This is a genomic window from Acinetobacter sp. GRABPA_MV_2 (assembly GCF_056725885.1).
Genome location: NZ_JBWZNA010000010.1, coordinates 77,160 through 92,468, shown reverse-complemented (window position 1 = coordinate 92,468; position 15,309 = coordinate 77,160). Strand labels below are relative to the sequence as shown.

Genomic DNA, 15,309 nt, shown 5'->3' with positions numbered 1-15,309 from the left:
GGAATGAAAATGGGACATTCAGTTGCACTTAACTTTGCCGATGGCAAAACCTTTTTCATTTCGGTAAATAAGGACGAATTGTTGCTTGATGCAGCAGTTCGCCAAGGGATTAACCTACCGTTAGACTGTCGTGAAGGTGTTTGTGGTACCTGTCAGGGACAATGTGAAACAGGCATTTATGAACAAGAATATGTTGATGAAGATGCATTAAGTGAACGTGATTTGGCCGAGCGAAAAATGTTAGCTTGCCAGACGCGTGTGAAATCCGATGCAGCTTTTTATTTCGATCATAATTCTGCTATCTGTAACGCTGGTGATACCTTAAAAATTGAAACCAAAGTGACTGCGGTTGAGCTGGTTTCTGAAACAACAGCAATCTTGCATCTTGATGCGAGCAGTCATGCTAAACAGCTTCAGTTTTTGCCGGGTCAATATGCTCGTTTGCAAATTCCAGATACTGAAGATTGGCGCTCATATTCATTTGCAAATAGACCAAATCCAACCAATCAATTGCAATTCTTGATTCGTCTCTTGCCTGATGGCGTGATGAGTAATTATTTGCGTGATCGTTGTCAGGTTGGACAAAGCCTACTTATTGAAGCGCCGCTTGGTAGTTTTTATTTACGTGAAGTAGAGCGTCCACTGGTTTTTGTGGCGGGTGGAACAGGTTTATCAGCTTTCTTGGGGATGCTTGATAACTTGGTGGATCAACCAAACTCACCTGCAGTTCAGTTGTACTATGGCGTAAATAATGAAACCGATTTATGCGAACAACAGCGTTTACATGCCTATGCAGAACAGCTTCCAAACTTTAGTTATCACCCGATTGTGACTAAAGCCACTGAAGCTTGGCAAGGCAAAGCAGGTTATATCCATGAGCACTTGAATAAAGAGCAACTAACTGAACAGGCTTTTGATATGTATTTATGTGGCCCACCACCAATGATTGAAGCCGTTAAAAACTGGTTGGATGAGCAAGCTTTGCAAAACTACCGTATTTACAGCGAGAAGTTTTTACAAAGCAATACCTCACGTTAAAAGTATAAATAATTTAAAAGCCACTGAAACCTAAAATAATTCAATATACTCTTATAAGGGTATATTGAATTTTTACATTTAATTAAAAGTTTTTATATATCAATAATATAAAACAATAAATTCCGACAAAATAAATTGACCAGTTCGCTCGGATTTGCTATAAATTTTGATAGATCTTAAGGAATAAGATCATGATGAGATTAACTTATAGCACCTTTTATATTCCCCTATTCTATTTCTCGAATGTATTAAATTGATGGACAAAATCCGAATTAAAAATTTGAGAAAATCACATTAATTAGCGGTTAAATTGGTCTGTATTTTGCTTATATCTCATTGTAATTTGCGAGTAACTTAATTTTTTAAGTACCGTATTTACTTGCTGTACAGCGAAGTTTTAAAGCTTTTACAACACAGGTAAATACAGGAGTGAGCCAAAAGGGATATATATGAACCAAGCCAACTCCCCCGAACTCGGTGGACGTCATTTTCAAAATGAGTCTATCTTTACTGATCATAATTTAGTGTTTGATCACCACGATTTAAGCGAAACCTGCCGAAATGTAGGGCAAATTTTTAAACCGCATAATCTTAAAATTTCTCATCAGAAGCGAGATTTCAGTGCAACAATGCACCATGTTAAAACAGGCGCATTGTCTATTAGTCGCTTGGAATATGGCGCGGATGTCATTATTGAACCAGATCATCTGGATAACTTTTACTTAATTCAAATTCCAACTCAAGGCTACGCAGAAATCGAGTTTGGTTCACAAAAGTTTATTTCTTATTCTCAAGTTGCTTCTCTTATTTCTCCTCAGCAATCTTTACGTATGCGCTGGCATGCAAACTCACCACAGCTCATTCTAAAAGTTTCAAAGGATGATTTTACTTACCATTGCCGTCAACACATTGCCGATTCAGAAAATAACTTACTCATTTTTGACCCTAAATTAGACTTTTCTACACAAAGTGGAGCCTATTTTTTACAGCTCGTTAGAACATTGATGGATGCTTTAGCATGTGATCAGCACCCGCTTCATCATCCTTTAGCCTTTAAACAATTTGAGTCAAATTTGTTTAATGCACTCATTTATGGCCAACCCAATAATGCATTACATAAGCTTGAACAATATAAAGAAAAAACAGTCTCTCCTTATTTCGTGAAGCGTACAGAAGCCTACATTAAAGAACATTTACATGAGCCGCTTAATGTCGAAATTTTAGCTGAACATGCAGGCGTGAGCGTAAGAACCTTATTTACTGGTTTTAAAAATTATTTGGGAACCACCCCAATGTCTTATCTTAAAGAATTACGTTTTGAACATGCTCATTTAGAGCTGATGCACAATGAAAATCTATCGGTTACTGATGTTGCTTTTAAATGGGGATTTACTCACTTAGGTCGTTTTTCTCAAGAGTACAAACGTCGTTATGGAGAGTTACCCTCTTCGACTCGCCGCTCTGGTCACAGTGAAAGCTCAGGCTTAATTACTTCAATTTTTTCTTAAAACAAATAGATAAAAGCCTTTTATATTTGTTGATATAAAAGGCTTTTTTATGACTTAGAAATGATGGACATAACGAACTTGTAGTCGCGTACCTTCTGGGCGGTTTTCAGCATCTTGCTCAAAATAAGCATTTGCGACTAGATGATCATTTTTAGAAAAACTATACATCGCACCCGGACCAATCGCCCAGACTTGTTCACGTCGACCTTTGACTTTTTCACTATCGACTTCTGTATCGGTCACTTGTTTTAACCAATAGCCATTTAGTCCCAAGCGGAACTGTTCGGTAATGGCATAGTCTGTTGCAAAGTTTGCATGAATTGCTTGCCCAGCTTGCATATCATTTGCTCCGGCAAACGCATAGCTTGGGTCATTATTTTTAAAGTTATAGAGATAATGGATACGCGTTGAAGCTGTCCATTTTGGATTAAACCAATATGTTGCAGCCCAATAAGGATCAAATGAAACAGCGTTATTACTTGGGTTAATATCTTTTTGCTGGTCGTATTCCCCAGTAGGTAAATTCACCTGAAACTCAAAACGATGTACAAACTTCGGCCCTTGTGCCCCCATGACTGGATCAAACTGAATAAAAGGTCCAATCGTAATGTCCCCAAAGCCACTTTGGGCCTTAATTGCAACATTATTCAAGCCATCATCCATGTCCATTTTACTGACAAAGGGAATTAAAAAATTCATGCCTAGACTGGCTTTATCTTTTACTCGGACATTCGATAAATAACTAATCTGTTCAACCAGTACTTGATAGTTTAAATCAGTTTTAGGTAAACCGAGTTTTTGCCCCTCGCGATCAACCAATTTATTGCTATCGTAATTTTGAAAATAGGTTTGAGCATACCAGCCGGGGCCTGCGGGTAATCCGCCATCGAGAAAGCTGGTCATGCCTAAATTCACAGTCGGTAAATCATAGGCATGTGTAACCAATGGCAAACCCAACAATGTCCCTGCTAAAAATCCATGTTTAATTAAAGTGCTTTTCATCTTCTTATTTCCTATAAAAAAATCACGACCGGATTGATCGTGATTGTGGTGAATTAATGGGCTAATTCTGGATGCTCAGCAGCAATCCGATACTTTCCTGCGTGGAATACCAAAGGCTCACCTTGGCGTTGTTGGTACTGTTCAATTTGGCCAATAAAAATCAGGTGATCTCCGCCTTCATACTGATTTACATTACGGCAAACCAAGGTTGCGAGTGCATCAGTCAAAATTGGAACGCCAGCATTGCATTGTTGATGGGCAATGCCTGCAAATTTGTCTTCGGCACCTCGAGCAAAATGCCCCGAAAGCTGATGATGCTCTTGTGCCAACATGTGAATGGCAAAATATTCAGCTTCTATAAAATCAGACAAACTTGGTGCGGTTTTTGAAAGGCTCCACAAAATTAATGGCGGATCTAAAGACAGAGATGAAAATGAATTGGCTGTCATACCTATTTTCCGCCCATCTTTTCCACGAGTTGTAATCACGGTAACGCCAGTTGCAAACTGACCAAGCAAGTTACGAATTTCTCTTGGGTTTTCAGTATTAATCGCTTGCAAAGCTAAAGTTTCAATTTTGTCCATTTTTAAATCTCCCTTTGATATTTTGACCTTAAGCGACTTTTGCTGCGGTTTTTGAAGCCAAGAATGCTTGAGCCTGATCTGCATCAAACCACCAAGGAGCAAAAGCGCGCGGGTCATCAAAGTTATTGGCCATAATTGAAGCAATGCTTTGGTTTTGGCTTGCAGCTGCTAATAGTTCAACGATATGAGGCTCTGGTGGTAACAACAAGCTATTGGTCCAAGCCACGACTTTTTCTGCATAAGCCCAATAGCGTTCAAAAGTTTGAACCATCCATTGTTCGCTAAAGCTTTGATTATCATTGGCTAAAATGGCATCGAAATAGATCTTGCTACACTTAGCCGCATTGTTTGAACCTTGACCGGTAATCGGATCATTGACCACTAAGGCATCTGCCATGCCAAAAATCTTCTTACCAGACGGTAAGGTTAAAACGGGTTTGCGTACGGTCGGCGGGAAACGCCCTGCTAAATATCCACCAGCATCGGTTAACTCAACATTTGTGCAGCGTTCATATTCCCATGGCACAAATTTCTTGAGTAAGTCCAGACTGCATTGCAGGTGCTGTTCAGGTGTTTTGACATCTTGCCAACAGTCCATTGGCCCATTTGGAATACCTTCAAACACCATGATGTCGCAAGGCCCATTCACGGTAAGTGCTGGAAATGAAAAGTACTCACCGACTTCGGGAATAATGTTAAAAGTCACACGAGAGTATGGTGAAATTGGCTTCATATTTTTGACATAGGTCAAAGCCAAAGCGCGCTGCGGTTTATCAAAAACACTGCGTGCATCATCACGCTCAAACTGTTTAACGACTTCACCTTTACCAGCGGCGAGTAATACAAGCTCGTAGTCGTTTGCGAGTTGTTCTAACTCTTCTATTCCAACATCCTGAATTACCAATCGACCACCACGGCGTTCAAATTCTTCCATCCAATATGGCATTTTGACGCGTTGATCGACCGATTGAGCGTAACGCTCAAGACGAGCACTCCATTCAAATGCTTTACCACCATTTTCAGGGTTCACTAAAGCTAGCCCAATGCCTTCTACCGCTGGACATTGTTCTTCCCAAAAATTTAGTCCCAAGTCACGTTCAGTTTGTAAAGCGGTATGAAACATACACTGGCTTGACATGACTTTACCTTGACGGATTTCATCGGCAGTTCGGTTGGTGATCATTGTCACGTCATAGCCTGTATCTAATAACCCCAAACCAAGCTGTAAACCAGACTGTCCTGCTCCAACAATTGCAATACGGCGCATAATCTTCTCCATAATTTTCTAAATTTGCTTTTAAAACGCTGTGCTATTAGGCTAAACGAGGAATAGCGGGCTGTGATCCTTCAGGGCCCATTACTGAATAGCCACCGTCGACTGCGTAATCTGCTCCGGTAACAAAGCTCGCAGCAGGTGACAATAAAAACAAAACAACATTGGCAACTTCTTCTGGATGACCCAATCGGCCTAGCAAGTGATAATCGGCTGCTACACTGTCGGCTTTCTCACGGTTATTACCACTGACTTCTGCAATGACACGAGACCATGTCCAACCCGGTGAAACTGAATTGACGCGAATACCATCGGCAGCAAAATCCATTGCCATGCTTTGTGTGAGTTGACGTATTGCAGCTTTGGAAACTGGATATAACCAGCGCCCTGTTTGCGCCACTTTGGCCGAGATTGAAGTAAAATTAACGATTGAACCTTGTTGCTTTTTTAGGTCATGGTATAAAGCACGGCTCAGCTCAACGGTAGAGACCAAATTAAGATCGAGTGCTTGTAACCAGTCCTGACGTGAAGATTTAAAACCGTCATCTAAGTAGGTACATGCTAGATTGACCAAGTAACTCACTTCACCTAAATATTGGTGAATATCCGCCACAGCTTGTTGAATGGCTGCATCACTGGTTAAATCGGTTTGAATAAACATCACATCATGGTTAAAACTTTCAGCAATCGCCTTGCCTTTGGCATCAATATCTAAGATAGCGACATGAGCACCAGCACACACCAAAGCTTGTACAACAGCTTTACCAATCAGTGTTGCACCGCCGCTCACCACAGCGACTTTTCCTTTTAAATCTATATTCATTACAGATCCTCCTTAATTGACTGGTTTGCCTTCACTACTTGACCAAGATGGCATCAACGTATTTGAAGGAAGATCTTCATCAAGAAGTTTTCGTGCGGTCTCGACACCTGCAATTGGTAAGCCTGTTGGGTCTAATAAACCAATTTGAACAAGTACAGACGCTTGGTCCCAGTAAATATGCTCATGGCATAGCTTTGAGCCTCTGAACTGAATTACACCTATCATTGGTATTTCGACATATTTACCAGTTGGTTTTACACCCGGTAATAGCCAGTCAATTTCAGCATCGTGGGTAAAGCTCATAATGAACTCGTCTACCACTTGCGTTGAGCCAACCGTACGAGAGATCGAAGTGATCTTCATATCTTTTGGGTTTTGATGAACAAAGTGATATTGATAAAAACGAGCAAGCTGGCTTTGGCCTACACCACCAGTTAAGGTTGGAATATGGTTGACATAAGGTTCTGCGACCATCGTTGCCATGGTTGCTGGTACGTCACGTGTATCGAACTCATGACGAATATGCTCTTCCCATAAGGCAACTAAGTCATATTTCGGCCCAATGGTTTCATGTAGAGCGGTTACTGTACGCTCGTGAGCAAAGCGTGCTGAAGGTTTGTGGTAATGATTGCTTTTTGGTCGTGCAAAAGCATGATCAACACCTTCGTAAACATAGGCTTGTACGTTTGAATATTGGTTAGCCGCATCAACAATCGCTTGCCTCGCATCTGGCGGTGTAAATTGGTCTAGTTCCGCAATATGTAAAATCAAACGTCCTTTTACGTTAGCTAACTCATCTAATGCTTTTTCGATGCCTACACCGTAATAACCTACGGCACATGCCACGTCAGAAAGTCGGCAGCCTGCTAGATAAGCAAGCTTTCCACCTAAACAATAGCCCACCACGCCGAGGCCTGTAGAAGTGTCACATTCTGGTCGAGTCTTTAAAAAGGATAAGCTGTCTTGAATATCTTCAACACCTAGGTTTTCATCATATTGCTGATAAAGTTCAAAAGCTTTTTGAAAATCTTCTGGTGTATAACTCAGTTCAATATTAGGTGCTACACGCCAAAATAAATCAGGAACTAAAACGGTATAGCCTTCTTCCGCAAGAAAATCCGCTTTTTCTCGCATGGCGGCATTCACTCCAAAGATTTCCTGACAAAGCACCACTCCAGGTCCTTTTACTGTTTCTGGTGTCGCTAAATACGCACTGAACTGCTTTCCAGATGCAGTTTTAATTTGAATGGTTTGACCAGCCATAGTGTCAACTCCTGACATTGTTATGGCTTTATCTTCTATCTGAATTTTTTTTTAGACTGTCCAAAAGCTGCAAGCACTATCCAATCTCTGCGTAATTATCAAAATTCATCAAACTGGATAAAAACTAAAAAACACAAGAAATACCTATATTTCAAAACTTTATATCAAAAAATGAAATTAATGCTTTTTATCTCATTTGGAAAAAATGGATGAAGATTAGGACTTATTGGATAGTGACGATTGGCTAAAAATAGTTCAATCAAGTCATGTAATTCGTTTGATTACATTAAAAAAGCCCAGTCATTTTCTAAATTAAGGCGTTTATTTATGCATCGACCATGGCCAATTTATGGACAACAAAAAACGTTAATGCTCATCAATATTTTATGTTGTAGTGCATTTTCTACTCAGGCTTATTCAGGGGATGAAGAATGGAAATTTACATCAAAAAATGCATATATAGACAGAAACTATGACAATCCAGATGTAAAGGACACAGGTAGCTGGTCACAATCAGTTTCTCTATTTTACAACTCAAGTATGCATGATACGCCGTTAGAAATTGGTGGAACCCCAATTCAAATTGGCGCAAATGCTTCAGCACAATATGCAGTTCGTTTAAGCCAAGATAAACATGTTGCAGATACGGTATTGCCTTTTGATAAAACCACGCAGTCCCAAGCACCTGATTATCTAAAATATGGTGCGACCTTAAAGTTAGGCTATAACAAAACGCTACTCAGCATTGGTGAATTATGGCTGGATTTACCCGTAACCACTGTAGATGCAAGTCGACAACTCCTGACGTCTTATTGGGGAACTAATCTTAAGAGCCAGCTAAACGACAAACTTTTTGCTGAAATTGGCCGTATTGAAAAAGTATCACCACGAAATGAAGAAGATTTCCATCGATTTTCTTTTACTTCAAAAGGTGTGACTGGCTACTCCGATGGACTTAATTATATAGATCTTCGCTATCAATTGACGCCTACATTGAAGGGTGAATATTACTTTGGAAATATGGAGGATTTATATAACAAACACTATGTAGGCATTGACCATATATGGAAAAATTCTAATTTTTCAGTTAATTCAAAGCTCAAATATTTCAATGCCAAAGATAATGGAAATCTTTTTGACATCGATGCACAAAATGTAGGATTGCTAGAAACACTTAAAGTAAAAAATCATAGCTTTGGTTTGGGTTATCAGCAAATTATTGGTGAGTCTGCTTACCCGTTACCGGATGGTTTCTTGCCTGAAACTTATTTCATTAACTGGAATACGACTGGTTTCTTCAAACAAGATGAAAAGTCTTATCACTTCATCTATGGCTATGACTTTAAAGATCATGTGCCGGGTCTAAATACGACTTTCAAATATGTATATGGCGATCACTTCAAAACAGCAGATGGCTTAAAAAACAAAGAAAGTGAAGCAAACGTTATTGTCAATTATGCCCTTCAACAGCCTTTTCTCAAAGGTTTAGCTCTTCAGTACATCTTCATCAATTACGACGTTAAGCATGGAAATGATTTCTCAGAAAACCGTTTCTTCGTCAATTACAGCAAAAAATTTTAATGAATAAGGAATACATATGAAAACGATAGATGCAAACACGATTATCAATCGCGAAAAACTGTCTCCATTACAGTGGATGGTTTTTATCCTAGGCTTTTTTGTCTTCTTCTGTGATGGTCTAGATACAGGAATTATTGGTTTTGTTGCTCCAGCATTGCTCGATGATTGGGGAATTACCAAGCCTCAGCTTGCTCCAGTTTTAAGTGCTGCTTTAGTCGGTATGTCGATTGGTGCAATTATTTCTGGGCCTCTGTCCGATAAGTTTGGCCGCAAAGGCGTTATTGTTTTTACAAGCCTTTTATTTTCCATATTTACGATTTTGTGTGGCTTTGCTAATTCAACTCAAGACTTAATGATTTATCGCTTTATTACAGGTGTTGGTTTAGGTGCAGCCATGCCAAACATCAGTACGATTGTTTCTGAGTATATGCCCGTAAAACGTAAAGCATTCCTTACAGGCCTTGCTGGCTGTGGTTTTATGCTGGGTATTTCTTGTGGCGGTGTCCTGTCAGCTTATCTGTTAGAAAGCTATGGCTGGGCCAAAGTGATTATTATTGGCGGAAGCATTCCCCTAGTTTTAGTGGTTGCTTTGTTGTTTAAATTACCTGAATCAACTCAATACTTAATCACACGTCATCAACAAGACAAAGCACAGCGTATATTAGAGAATATTCAAGGTCATTCTTTTCAAGAGCCGGTAAAACTTGTTTTAACTCAAGCTGAAACTGCATCAGATGAAAATCCGGTTAAAGTGGTTTTAGGAAAATATCTGTGGGGTTCAAGCATGCTTTGGCTCTGCTGCTTTACTAGCCTTTTGGTGTTCTATCTTTTAACAAGCTGGATGCCAACGATTTTAAAAACAGCAGGTTTTAGTACTCAACAGTTTAGTTTAATTGCTGCGATTTTCCCTTTTGGTGGTGTGATTGGCGCAACCATTATGGGGTGGTATATGGATAAACTGAATCCAACCACAGTCATTAAATATTCATATCTGATTGCCTTCGGCCTATTCATTGTTGCAGGTCTAGTAAGCTCAAATATTTTCTTATTAGGTCTTACTATTTTCTTAATTGGTGCATTACTCGCAGGCGCTCAATCTTCATTACTGCCACTTGCCGCTATGTTCTATCCAGCAGTGTGTCGTGCAGTTGGTGTTTCATGGATGCATGGTATTGGTCGTATCGGTGCAATTTTAGGCGCTTTCTTTGGCTCGCTCATTTTCACTTTTAACTTAAGCTTAAGCGGTATTTTCTTTATTCTCGCACTACCAACCTTCATCTCATTTATCGCACTTAGCCTGAAAGTGATTTATGAGAAATCTAAAAACAAACAAGTGTTAAAGCTAGAAGAAAGTCTATAAATATCAATCGATAAATAAAAAAACTGATTTAGGCAACTAAATCAGTTTTTTTATTGTGAAAGTTAAATATCAGAAAATTTTGCCTTTAGTTTCACTTGGATTTTCTCCGAACTCTTCACGATATTCTTGAGAGAAACGACTTAAATGGTTAAAGCCCCAGTCATACGCAAGCTTTGAAATAGAAACCTTTCTATCAGCTCCTGTGGTGCTCAGGATTTTGTAAATTTGTTGGAGGCGATATTTTTTTAAATACGACATTGGGCTGGTGCCATAGTATTGTTGAAATTCATCATACAATTTTGATTTTGAAACCCCAGCCAGACGCTGCAAGTCTTCTGCACAGATTTCTTCATGTGCATGTTCAATAATAAAATTACGAACCTTACGGATATAAGCAGGCTCATCCTGATGTGAAAGTGACTTTAAAGCTTCAGAATAGTTGTTTTCTTGAGACAACAATAACGCTTTAATTACAAAATTTTCATAGTCTTCAGATAACATCTGCAAACCATAAAAATTACTATATTGCGATTTTAGCTGTAAAAAATTCTGAATATTTTTCCACCACGCACCAATAAGTTGCTCAGAGTCTAAGTGCATTTCAGGATTAAAAATAATGGGAGCTTCTATAGGTTTATTCAGTAGATCTGCAAGAACAATCTGCATACTTCGCTCAGGAATAACCACCTGAAATTTTCTGCAATCTTTATCGATAATCAAATCTTGCTGATCGTTATTAGAAACAATAAGGCCCCTGTTTTCATCAGATTGATAATGAGCGCCACGAATATTAAGAGCTTGTCGACCTTGTATAGGTAAACTAATGCTATACGCTTTTAAATTTGAGATGTTGATGGCAACGTTTGCACCATAACTGATTGTACCGATCGCCATTTTTTTATTAGGCAAACGCATTCCGTCATAGTGAAAATCGAGAGTGTCTTTGTAAATTGTGTCTAGACGGTGTTCACCACAAATTGTGGACATCAAATTCTGCGCAAATTCAGCTTTGCGTGAATAATGATTGAGTTCCATCTGTTGGCTGAGTGATATCATATCCTTTTCACCTAGCTAAATAACTTATTGCTTAAAAAGCAACTTGTATGCCAATTAATATCCTTTAATTGACGAGTTTTCCTGAAAAATATCGAATCAAGAAAGAGAGTAAAGATTACTTTCTCATACTCTATTAAATTTTAAAAATAGAAATAAGTTAAATACCTTTAAAGTATAATTTCATACCTTAACGAATTTATTTTATTAGATTTTTTATAAGCAAATAGAGTAGAGATAAATCATTATTTTGAACAGGAGACTATCGTAAATTTTTAACGAATAAAAAACCGCCTATTTTAAATAAGCGGCTTTTATAAAATACTTAAATTATTGGGCGGTGTAACCACCATCCATAACAACAGCTTGGCCTGTTACCCCACCTGCTTTGCTACTCGCAAGGAAAATCGCATAGTCAGCAATTTCTTCAACAGATAGCAAACGCTTTTGAGGAACCATTGCCAAAATTACATCTTCAAGTGCGCTGTCTAAACTCACATTACGGGTTTTAGCCAAATCTGCAATTTGACCACGGACCAATGGTGTATCTACATACCCCGGACATAAAGCATTTACCGTAATACCATCACGTGCACATTCCAAAGCTGCAACTTTTGTTAGGCCAATTACGCCGTGTTTAGCACTGTTATAACCTGCCTTTCCAGCGAAACCAATCAAGCCATTAATTGAAGCCATATTAATAATACGGCCATATTTTTGAGCTTTCATAATTGGAAGAACATGTTTAATTCCAATAAATGCCCCCGTTAACATGACTTGAACTAACTTTTGAAAAACAGCAGTTGGAAACTCTTCAATAGGCGCAACATGCTGGAAACCAGCATTATTAATTAAGATATCAACTGTACCAAAGGTCTTTTGAGTGAGCTCAATGGCTTGTTTATAAGCATCTTCATCGGTCACATCACATGGTGCAGATAATGCATCAAAACCTTGCTCTTTAAGTGAGTTCGCCGTTTCTTGACACTTTTCAGCATTCATATCAGAAATAACAACTTTGGCACCTTCTTGAGCAAATTTCTTAGCAATCTCTAGACCGATACCACTTGCAGAACCTGTAATAAAAGCGACCTTACCGTCTAAAAGTTTCGTCATTTATTTACTCCTTAATACTTATAACGTGCTGACTTAAACAATACCCGTTACGGTAAAGACCGTAATCACCACAAATACCGCTACCGTTTTAATTACCGTAACTGCAAAAATATCTTTATATGACTGTTTATGGGTTAAACCCGTAACAGCGAGTAAAGTAATTACGGCGCCGTTGTGCGGTAACGTATCCATACCACCTGACGCCATCGCAACTACACGGTGCATGACTTCTGGTGGAATACCAGCAGCTAAAATTGCGGCGTTATATTGTTCAGCCATCGCACTTAAAGCGATACTCATACCACCAGAAGCGGAACCAGTAATACCTGCTAAAACGGTTGTGGTCACAGCCCCATTCACTAAAGGATTTGTAAAGGTACTGCTCATTGCATGGCTAATCAGAGCAAAGCCTGGTAATGACGCAATGATTGCACCGAAACCATATTCAGATGCGGTATTCATCACCGCTAAAAGTGAACCACCAATACTGGCATTAATACCTTCTTTGAAGTTCGTCACTACACGCTGATAATCAAATAAAATTGCAGAAATAATCCCGACAATAAGCGCAAGGCCCACCGCCCAGATTGCACCAGTTTTTGCAACATCTACGGTGTAATCAGCAAGACCAACTGCGGCAAAATCAAAACCATTTGGATACCACTCCTTGATTGCTTTAGACAAATATTTGTTCATTACTGCAACAAGAATGAGGGGTACAAATGCTAAAAACTGACGAGCCGTACTTCCATTATTTTGCAAGTTCATATCGGCTTCAATTTCTTGAGACGGCATATTGTCTACACCAAAACCAGAGTAGCCCTCACCAGCTTTTACAGCTGCACGGCGACGCCATTCTAAGTAAGCCAAACCAATGCATAGAACAAAAATTGCACCAATAATTCCTAGAAATGGTGCAGCATAAATATTAGTACCAAAGAATGTGGTTGGAATTACGTTCTGGATTTGTGGTGTACCAGGCAAAGCATCCATGGTAAATGTAAATGCACCGAGTGCGATAGTTCCCGGAATTAAACGTTTTGGAATATTCGCTTGTCTAAAAAGCTGGTTTGCAAAAGGATAAATGGCAAATACAGCAACAAATAAACTTACACCGCTATATGTTAAAATTGCACCTAACAATACAACGGTTAAAATTGCTTTTTTTGCTCCAATCCATCTCACAATGGTTCGTGCAATAGACTCAGCAATTCCTGACATTTCAACAACTTTACCGAAAATTGCCCCGAGCAAAAACACAAGAAAGTAATCTTTAATAAAGTTCACCATTTTGGGCATAAATACACCCGAATAAAATGGTAAGACATTGGCTGGGTTAATGAGTAAAACAGCAAGTAAGGCACAAATTGGTGCCATGAGAATGACAGAAAAGCCCTTGTAAGCTGTATACATTAACAGCCCAAGTGAAAGTAGAATTACAAATAATTCCCACATATATTCTTTCTCCCTAAAGAATAGATATTAGGTTCAATAAAATTACCAAAAGATATTTAGGTTATCCCAAACCTATAATGATAAAAATCACAATATCTATGAATGGTAATAGGTAAATGAGCTTAAAAATAAAATATCACTAAAATATTTAAAAACAATGCAATTTATTTAAATTTTAAAATATACATAAAATACAAATATTTAAGTTAGTCTGCTGGTAAAATTTAATTGTTTAAAAGCCATTATTGTTTGATAAAACTTATTAATTATTGAGTAAATTAAATTAATATCCACACATTATTTAATAAAGACAATTAAACAATATATTTTTTAAATTAATTTAATAAATGCACTTCATATTATTCTTTAGAAATATCACGCAGATAATTTTTTATCTTTATGTGAATAAAGCAATTTGAATCTTAATCATCAAAAGATTAGAACAGGAATATAGAGTCGTGTTTTTTAATAGTCTCATCTTTACTCAAAAACGGCATTCCGTTTATCAAAAGTAAAGAAAAAAGCTTATATGAAAATACAACTCTTAGCTTGTTTAATGAATATTAATGTTATCTTGCATGGAAAAGCCTATGATAGCTAATAACAAAGAGGCCTCTATAACTCTTTGACACACTTTAATGAAGCTGCCTTTAAGTCATTATCGGCTTCGTAGATCATATTTGAAGTAGAGGCACTTAAAATTGTTCTTGCTTCGAGTATATCTTTGTTAAGTAACCTAACTTCTAGAACCATATCATTTTGAATGTAAATCATATTATTTGCATACTTAACTTTGTTTAATACAACATGGCCGCTAGTATCTTCACAAAGTATCCCATTACCGTCTGAGTCAAGTCTTATTGTTGATATGTTAGGGTCGATCGAAAACGTCCATATACCTGATACCGAAGGTATTGATGGTTGTACTTCACTAAATTTATTATTAATGATTTGAGTTGTTGGGGTTACACATCCACTTAATGAAAAAATTAAGCTTAATGAAATTATCTTTTTCATGAAATTACTCCTTTTAATTATGACTAAAACTTAACAGTTCAGAAAATAAAAAACTATCAGTTCATATAGCACCCTACCCCATACACACTAGACCTGATTGAACCAATATGAGATGTTTGATATGCATCAATATCTACAATAGAGACCAGAAAAGATTGCACGACCTCCATAGTGATTTTCTTTACCTTATCTTCATCTTCTACTTATTTTGTCACACCAAGACTAGAACTAATCGG

The 15,309-nt window shown here is 38.1% G+C and carries 14 protein-coding genes and 1 pseudogene; 4 read left to right on the top strand and 11 right to left on the bottom strand.

The features are described 5' to 3' along the window. Window positions 1–3: 3 nt before the first annotated feature. Both antC and ACXM0J_RS10650 read left to right on the top strand, forming a co-directional pair. Window positions 4–1,038, top strand: coding sequence for an anthranilate 1,2-dioxygenase electron transfer component AntC (gene antC / locus ACXM0J_RS10655; RefSeq protein WP_086264653.1), 1,035 nt, complete (start codon window positions 4–6; stop codon window positions 1,036–1,038). Between the two features lie 449 nt (window positions 1,039–1,487). After that, window positions 1,488–2,546: an AraC family transcriptional regulator gene (locus tag ACXM0J_RS10650; RefSeq protein ID WP_086264652.1), complete on the top strand. Its 1,059-nt coding sequence runs from the start codon at window positions 1,488–1,490 to the stop codon at window positions 2,544–2,546. Window positions 2,547–2,600: 54 nt separating this feature from the next. Here the strand turns inward: ACXM0J_RS10650 and ACXM0J_RS10645 are convergent, their stop codons facing one another. The 5 genes from ACXM0J_RS10645 to ACXM0J_RS10625 are packed head-to-tail and all read right to left on the bottom strand — an operon-like array spanning window position 2,601 to window position 7,491. Beyond that, the gene (locus ACXM0J_RS10645; protein WP_086264651.1) at window positions 2,601–3,548 is read right to left on the bottom strand and encodes a SphA family protein; all 948 of its coding nucleotides are present in this window, start codon (window positions 3,546–3,548) and stop codon (window positions 2,601–2,603) included. Window positions 3,549–3,601: 53 nt separating this feature from the next. After that, window positions 3,602–4,132 carry a flavin reductase family protein gene (locus tag ACXM0J_RS10640; RefSeq protein ID WP_086264650.1) on the bottom strand — a complete coding sequence of 177 codons (531 nt, stop codon included), beginning with the start codon at window positions 4,130–4,132 and terminating at the stop codon, window positions 3,602–3,604. A gap of 28 nt (window positions 4,133–4,160) precedes the next feature. Further along, complete coding sequence (locus ACXM0J_RS10635; protein ID WP_213034381.1) at window positions 4,161–5,399, bottom strand: styrene monooxygenase/indole monooxygenase family protein; 1,239 nt, start codon at window positions 5,397–5,399, stop codon at window positions 4,161–4,163. Window positions 5,400–5,445: 46 nt separating this feature from the next. Continuing rightward, a complete protein-coding gene (locus tag ACXM0J_RS10630; RefSeq protein ID WP_086264648.1) occupies window positions 5,446–6,228 on the bottom strand; it encodes an SDR family oxidoreductase in 783 nt (260 codons plus the stop codon). A gap of 12 nt (window positions 6,229–6,240) precedes the next feature. Next, complete coding sequence (locus ACXM0J_RS10625; RefSeq protein WP_086264647.1) at window positions 6,241–7,491, bottom strand: dienelactone hydrolase family protein; 1,251 nt, start codon at window positions 7,489–7,491, stop codon at window positions 6,241–6,243. A gap of 369 nt (window positions 7,492–7,860) precedes the next feature. Between ACXM0J_RS10625 and ACXM0J_RS10620 the strand changes: the two genes are divergently transcribed. Both ACXM0J_RS10620 and ACXM0J_RS10615 read left to right on the top strand, forming a co-directional pair. Next, on the top strand, window positions 7,861–9,072 hold the full coding sequence (locus ACXM0J_RS10620; RefSeq protein WP_410374424.1) for an OprD family outer membrane porin: 1,212 nt from the start codon (window positions 7,861–7,863) through the stop codon (window positions 9,070–9,072). Window positions 9,073–9,088: 16 nt separating this feature from the next. Then, the gene (locus ACXM0J_RS10615; RefSeq protein ID WP_086264645.1) at window positions 9,089–10,432 is read left to right on the top strand and encodes an MFS transporter; all 1,344 of its coding nucleotides are present in this window, start codon (window positions 9,089–9,091) and stop codon (window positions 10,430–10,432) included. A gap of 69 nt (window positions 10,433–10,501) precedes the next feature. Here the strand turns inward: ACXM0J_RS10615 and ACXM0J_RS10610 are convergent, their stop codons facing one another. The 6 genes and pseudogenes from ACXM0J_RS10610 to ACXM0J_RS10585 form a co-directional block, all read right to left on the bottom strand. Next, window positions 10,502–11,488 carry an AraC family transcriptional regulator gene (locus ACXM0J_RS10610; RefSeq protein ID WP_069036033.1) on the bottom strand — a complete coding sequence of 329 codons (987 nt, stop codon included), beginning with the start codon at window positions 11,486–11,488 and terminating at the stop codon, window positions 10,502–10,504. Window positions 11,489–11,815: 327 nt separating this feature from the next. Then, window positions 11,816–12,601 carry a 3-hydroxybutyrate dehydrogenase gene (locus ACXM0J_RS10605; RefSeq protein WP_000163845.1) on the bottom strand — a complete coding sequence of 262 codons (786 nt, stop codon included), beginning with the start codon at window positions 12,599–12,601 and terminating at the stop codon, window positions 11,816–11,818. Window positions 12,602–12,634: 33 nt separating this feature from the next. Next, window positions 12,635–14,056 (bottom strand): GntP family permease, encoded by a 1,422-nt coding sequence (locus tag ACXM0J_RS10600; RefSeq protein WP_479750492.1) that lies wholly within the window; start codon window positions 14,054–14,056, stop codon window positions 12,635–12,637. A 397-nt stretch (window positions 14,057–14,453) separates the two neighbouring features. Beyond that, a pseudogene (locus ACXM0J_RS10595) lies at window positions 14,454–14,550 on the bottom strand (hypothetical protein); the annotation flags it as partial. Between the two features lie 121 nt (window positions 14,551–14,671). Further along, the gene (locus tag ACXM0J_RS10590) at window positions 14,672–15,073 is read right to left on the bottom strand and encodes a J517_1871 family lipoprotein (RefSeq protein WP_368662603.1); all 402 of its coding nucleotides are present in this window, start codon (window positions 15,071–15,073) and stop codon (window positions 14,672–14,674) included. 56 nt (window positions 15,074–15,129) lie between these two features. Continuing rightward, window positions 15,130–15,243, bottom strand: a complete 114-nt coding sequence (locus ACXM0J_RS10585; protein ID WP_139841461.1) for a hypothetical protein — start codon at window positions 15,241–15,243, stop codon at window positions 15,130–15,132. Window positions 15,244–15,309: the final 66 nt, after the last annotated feature.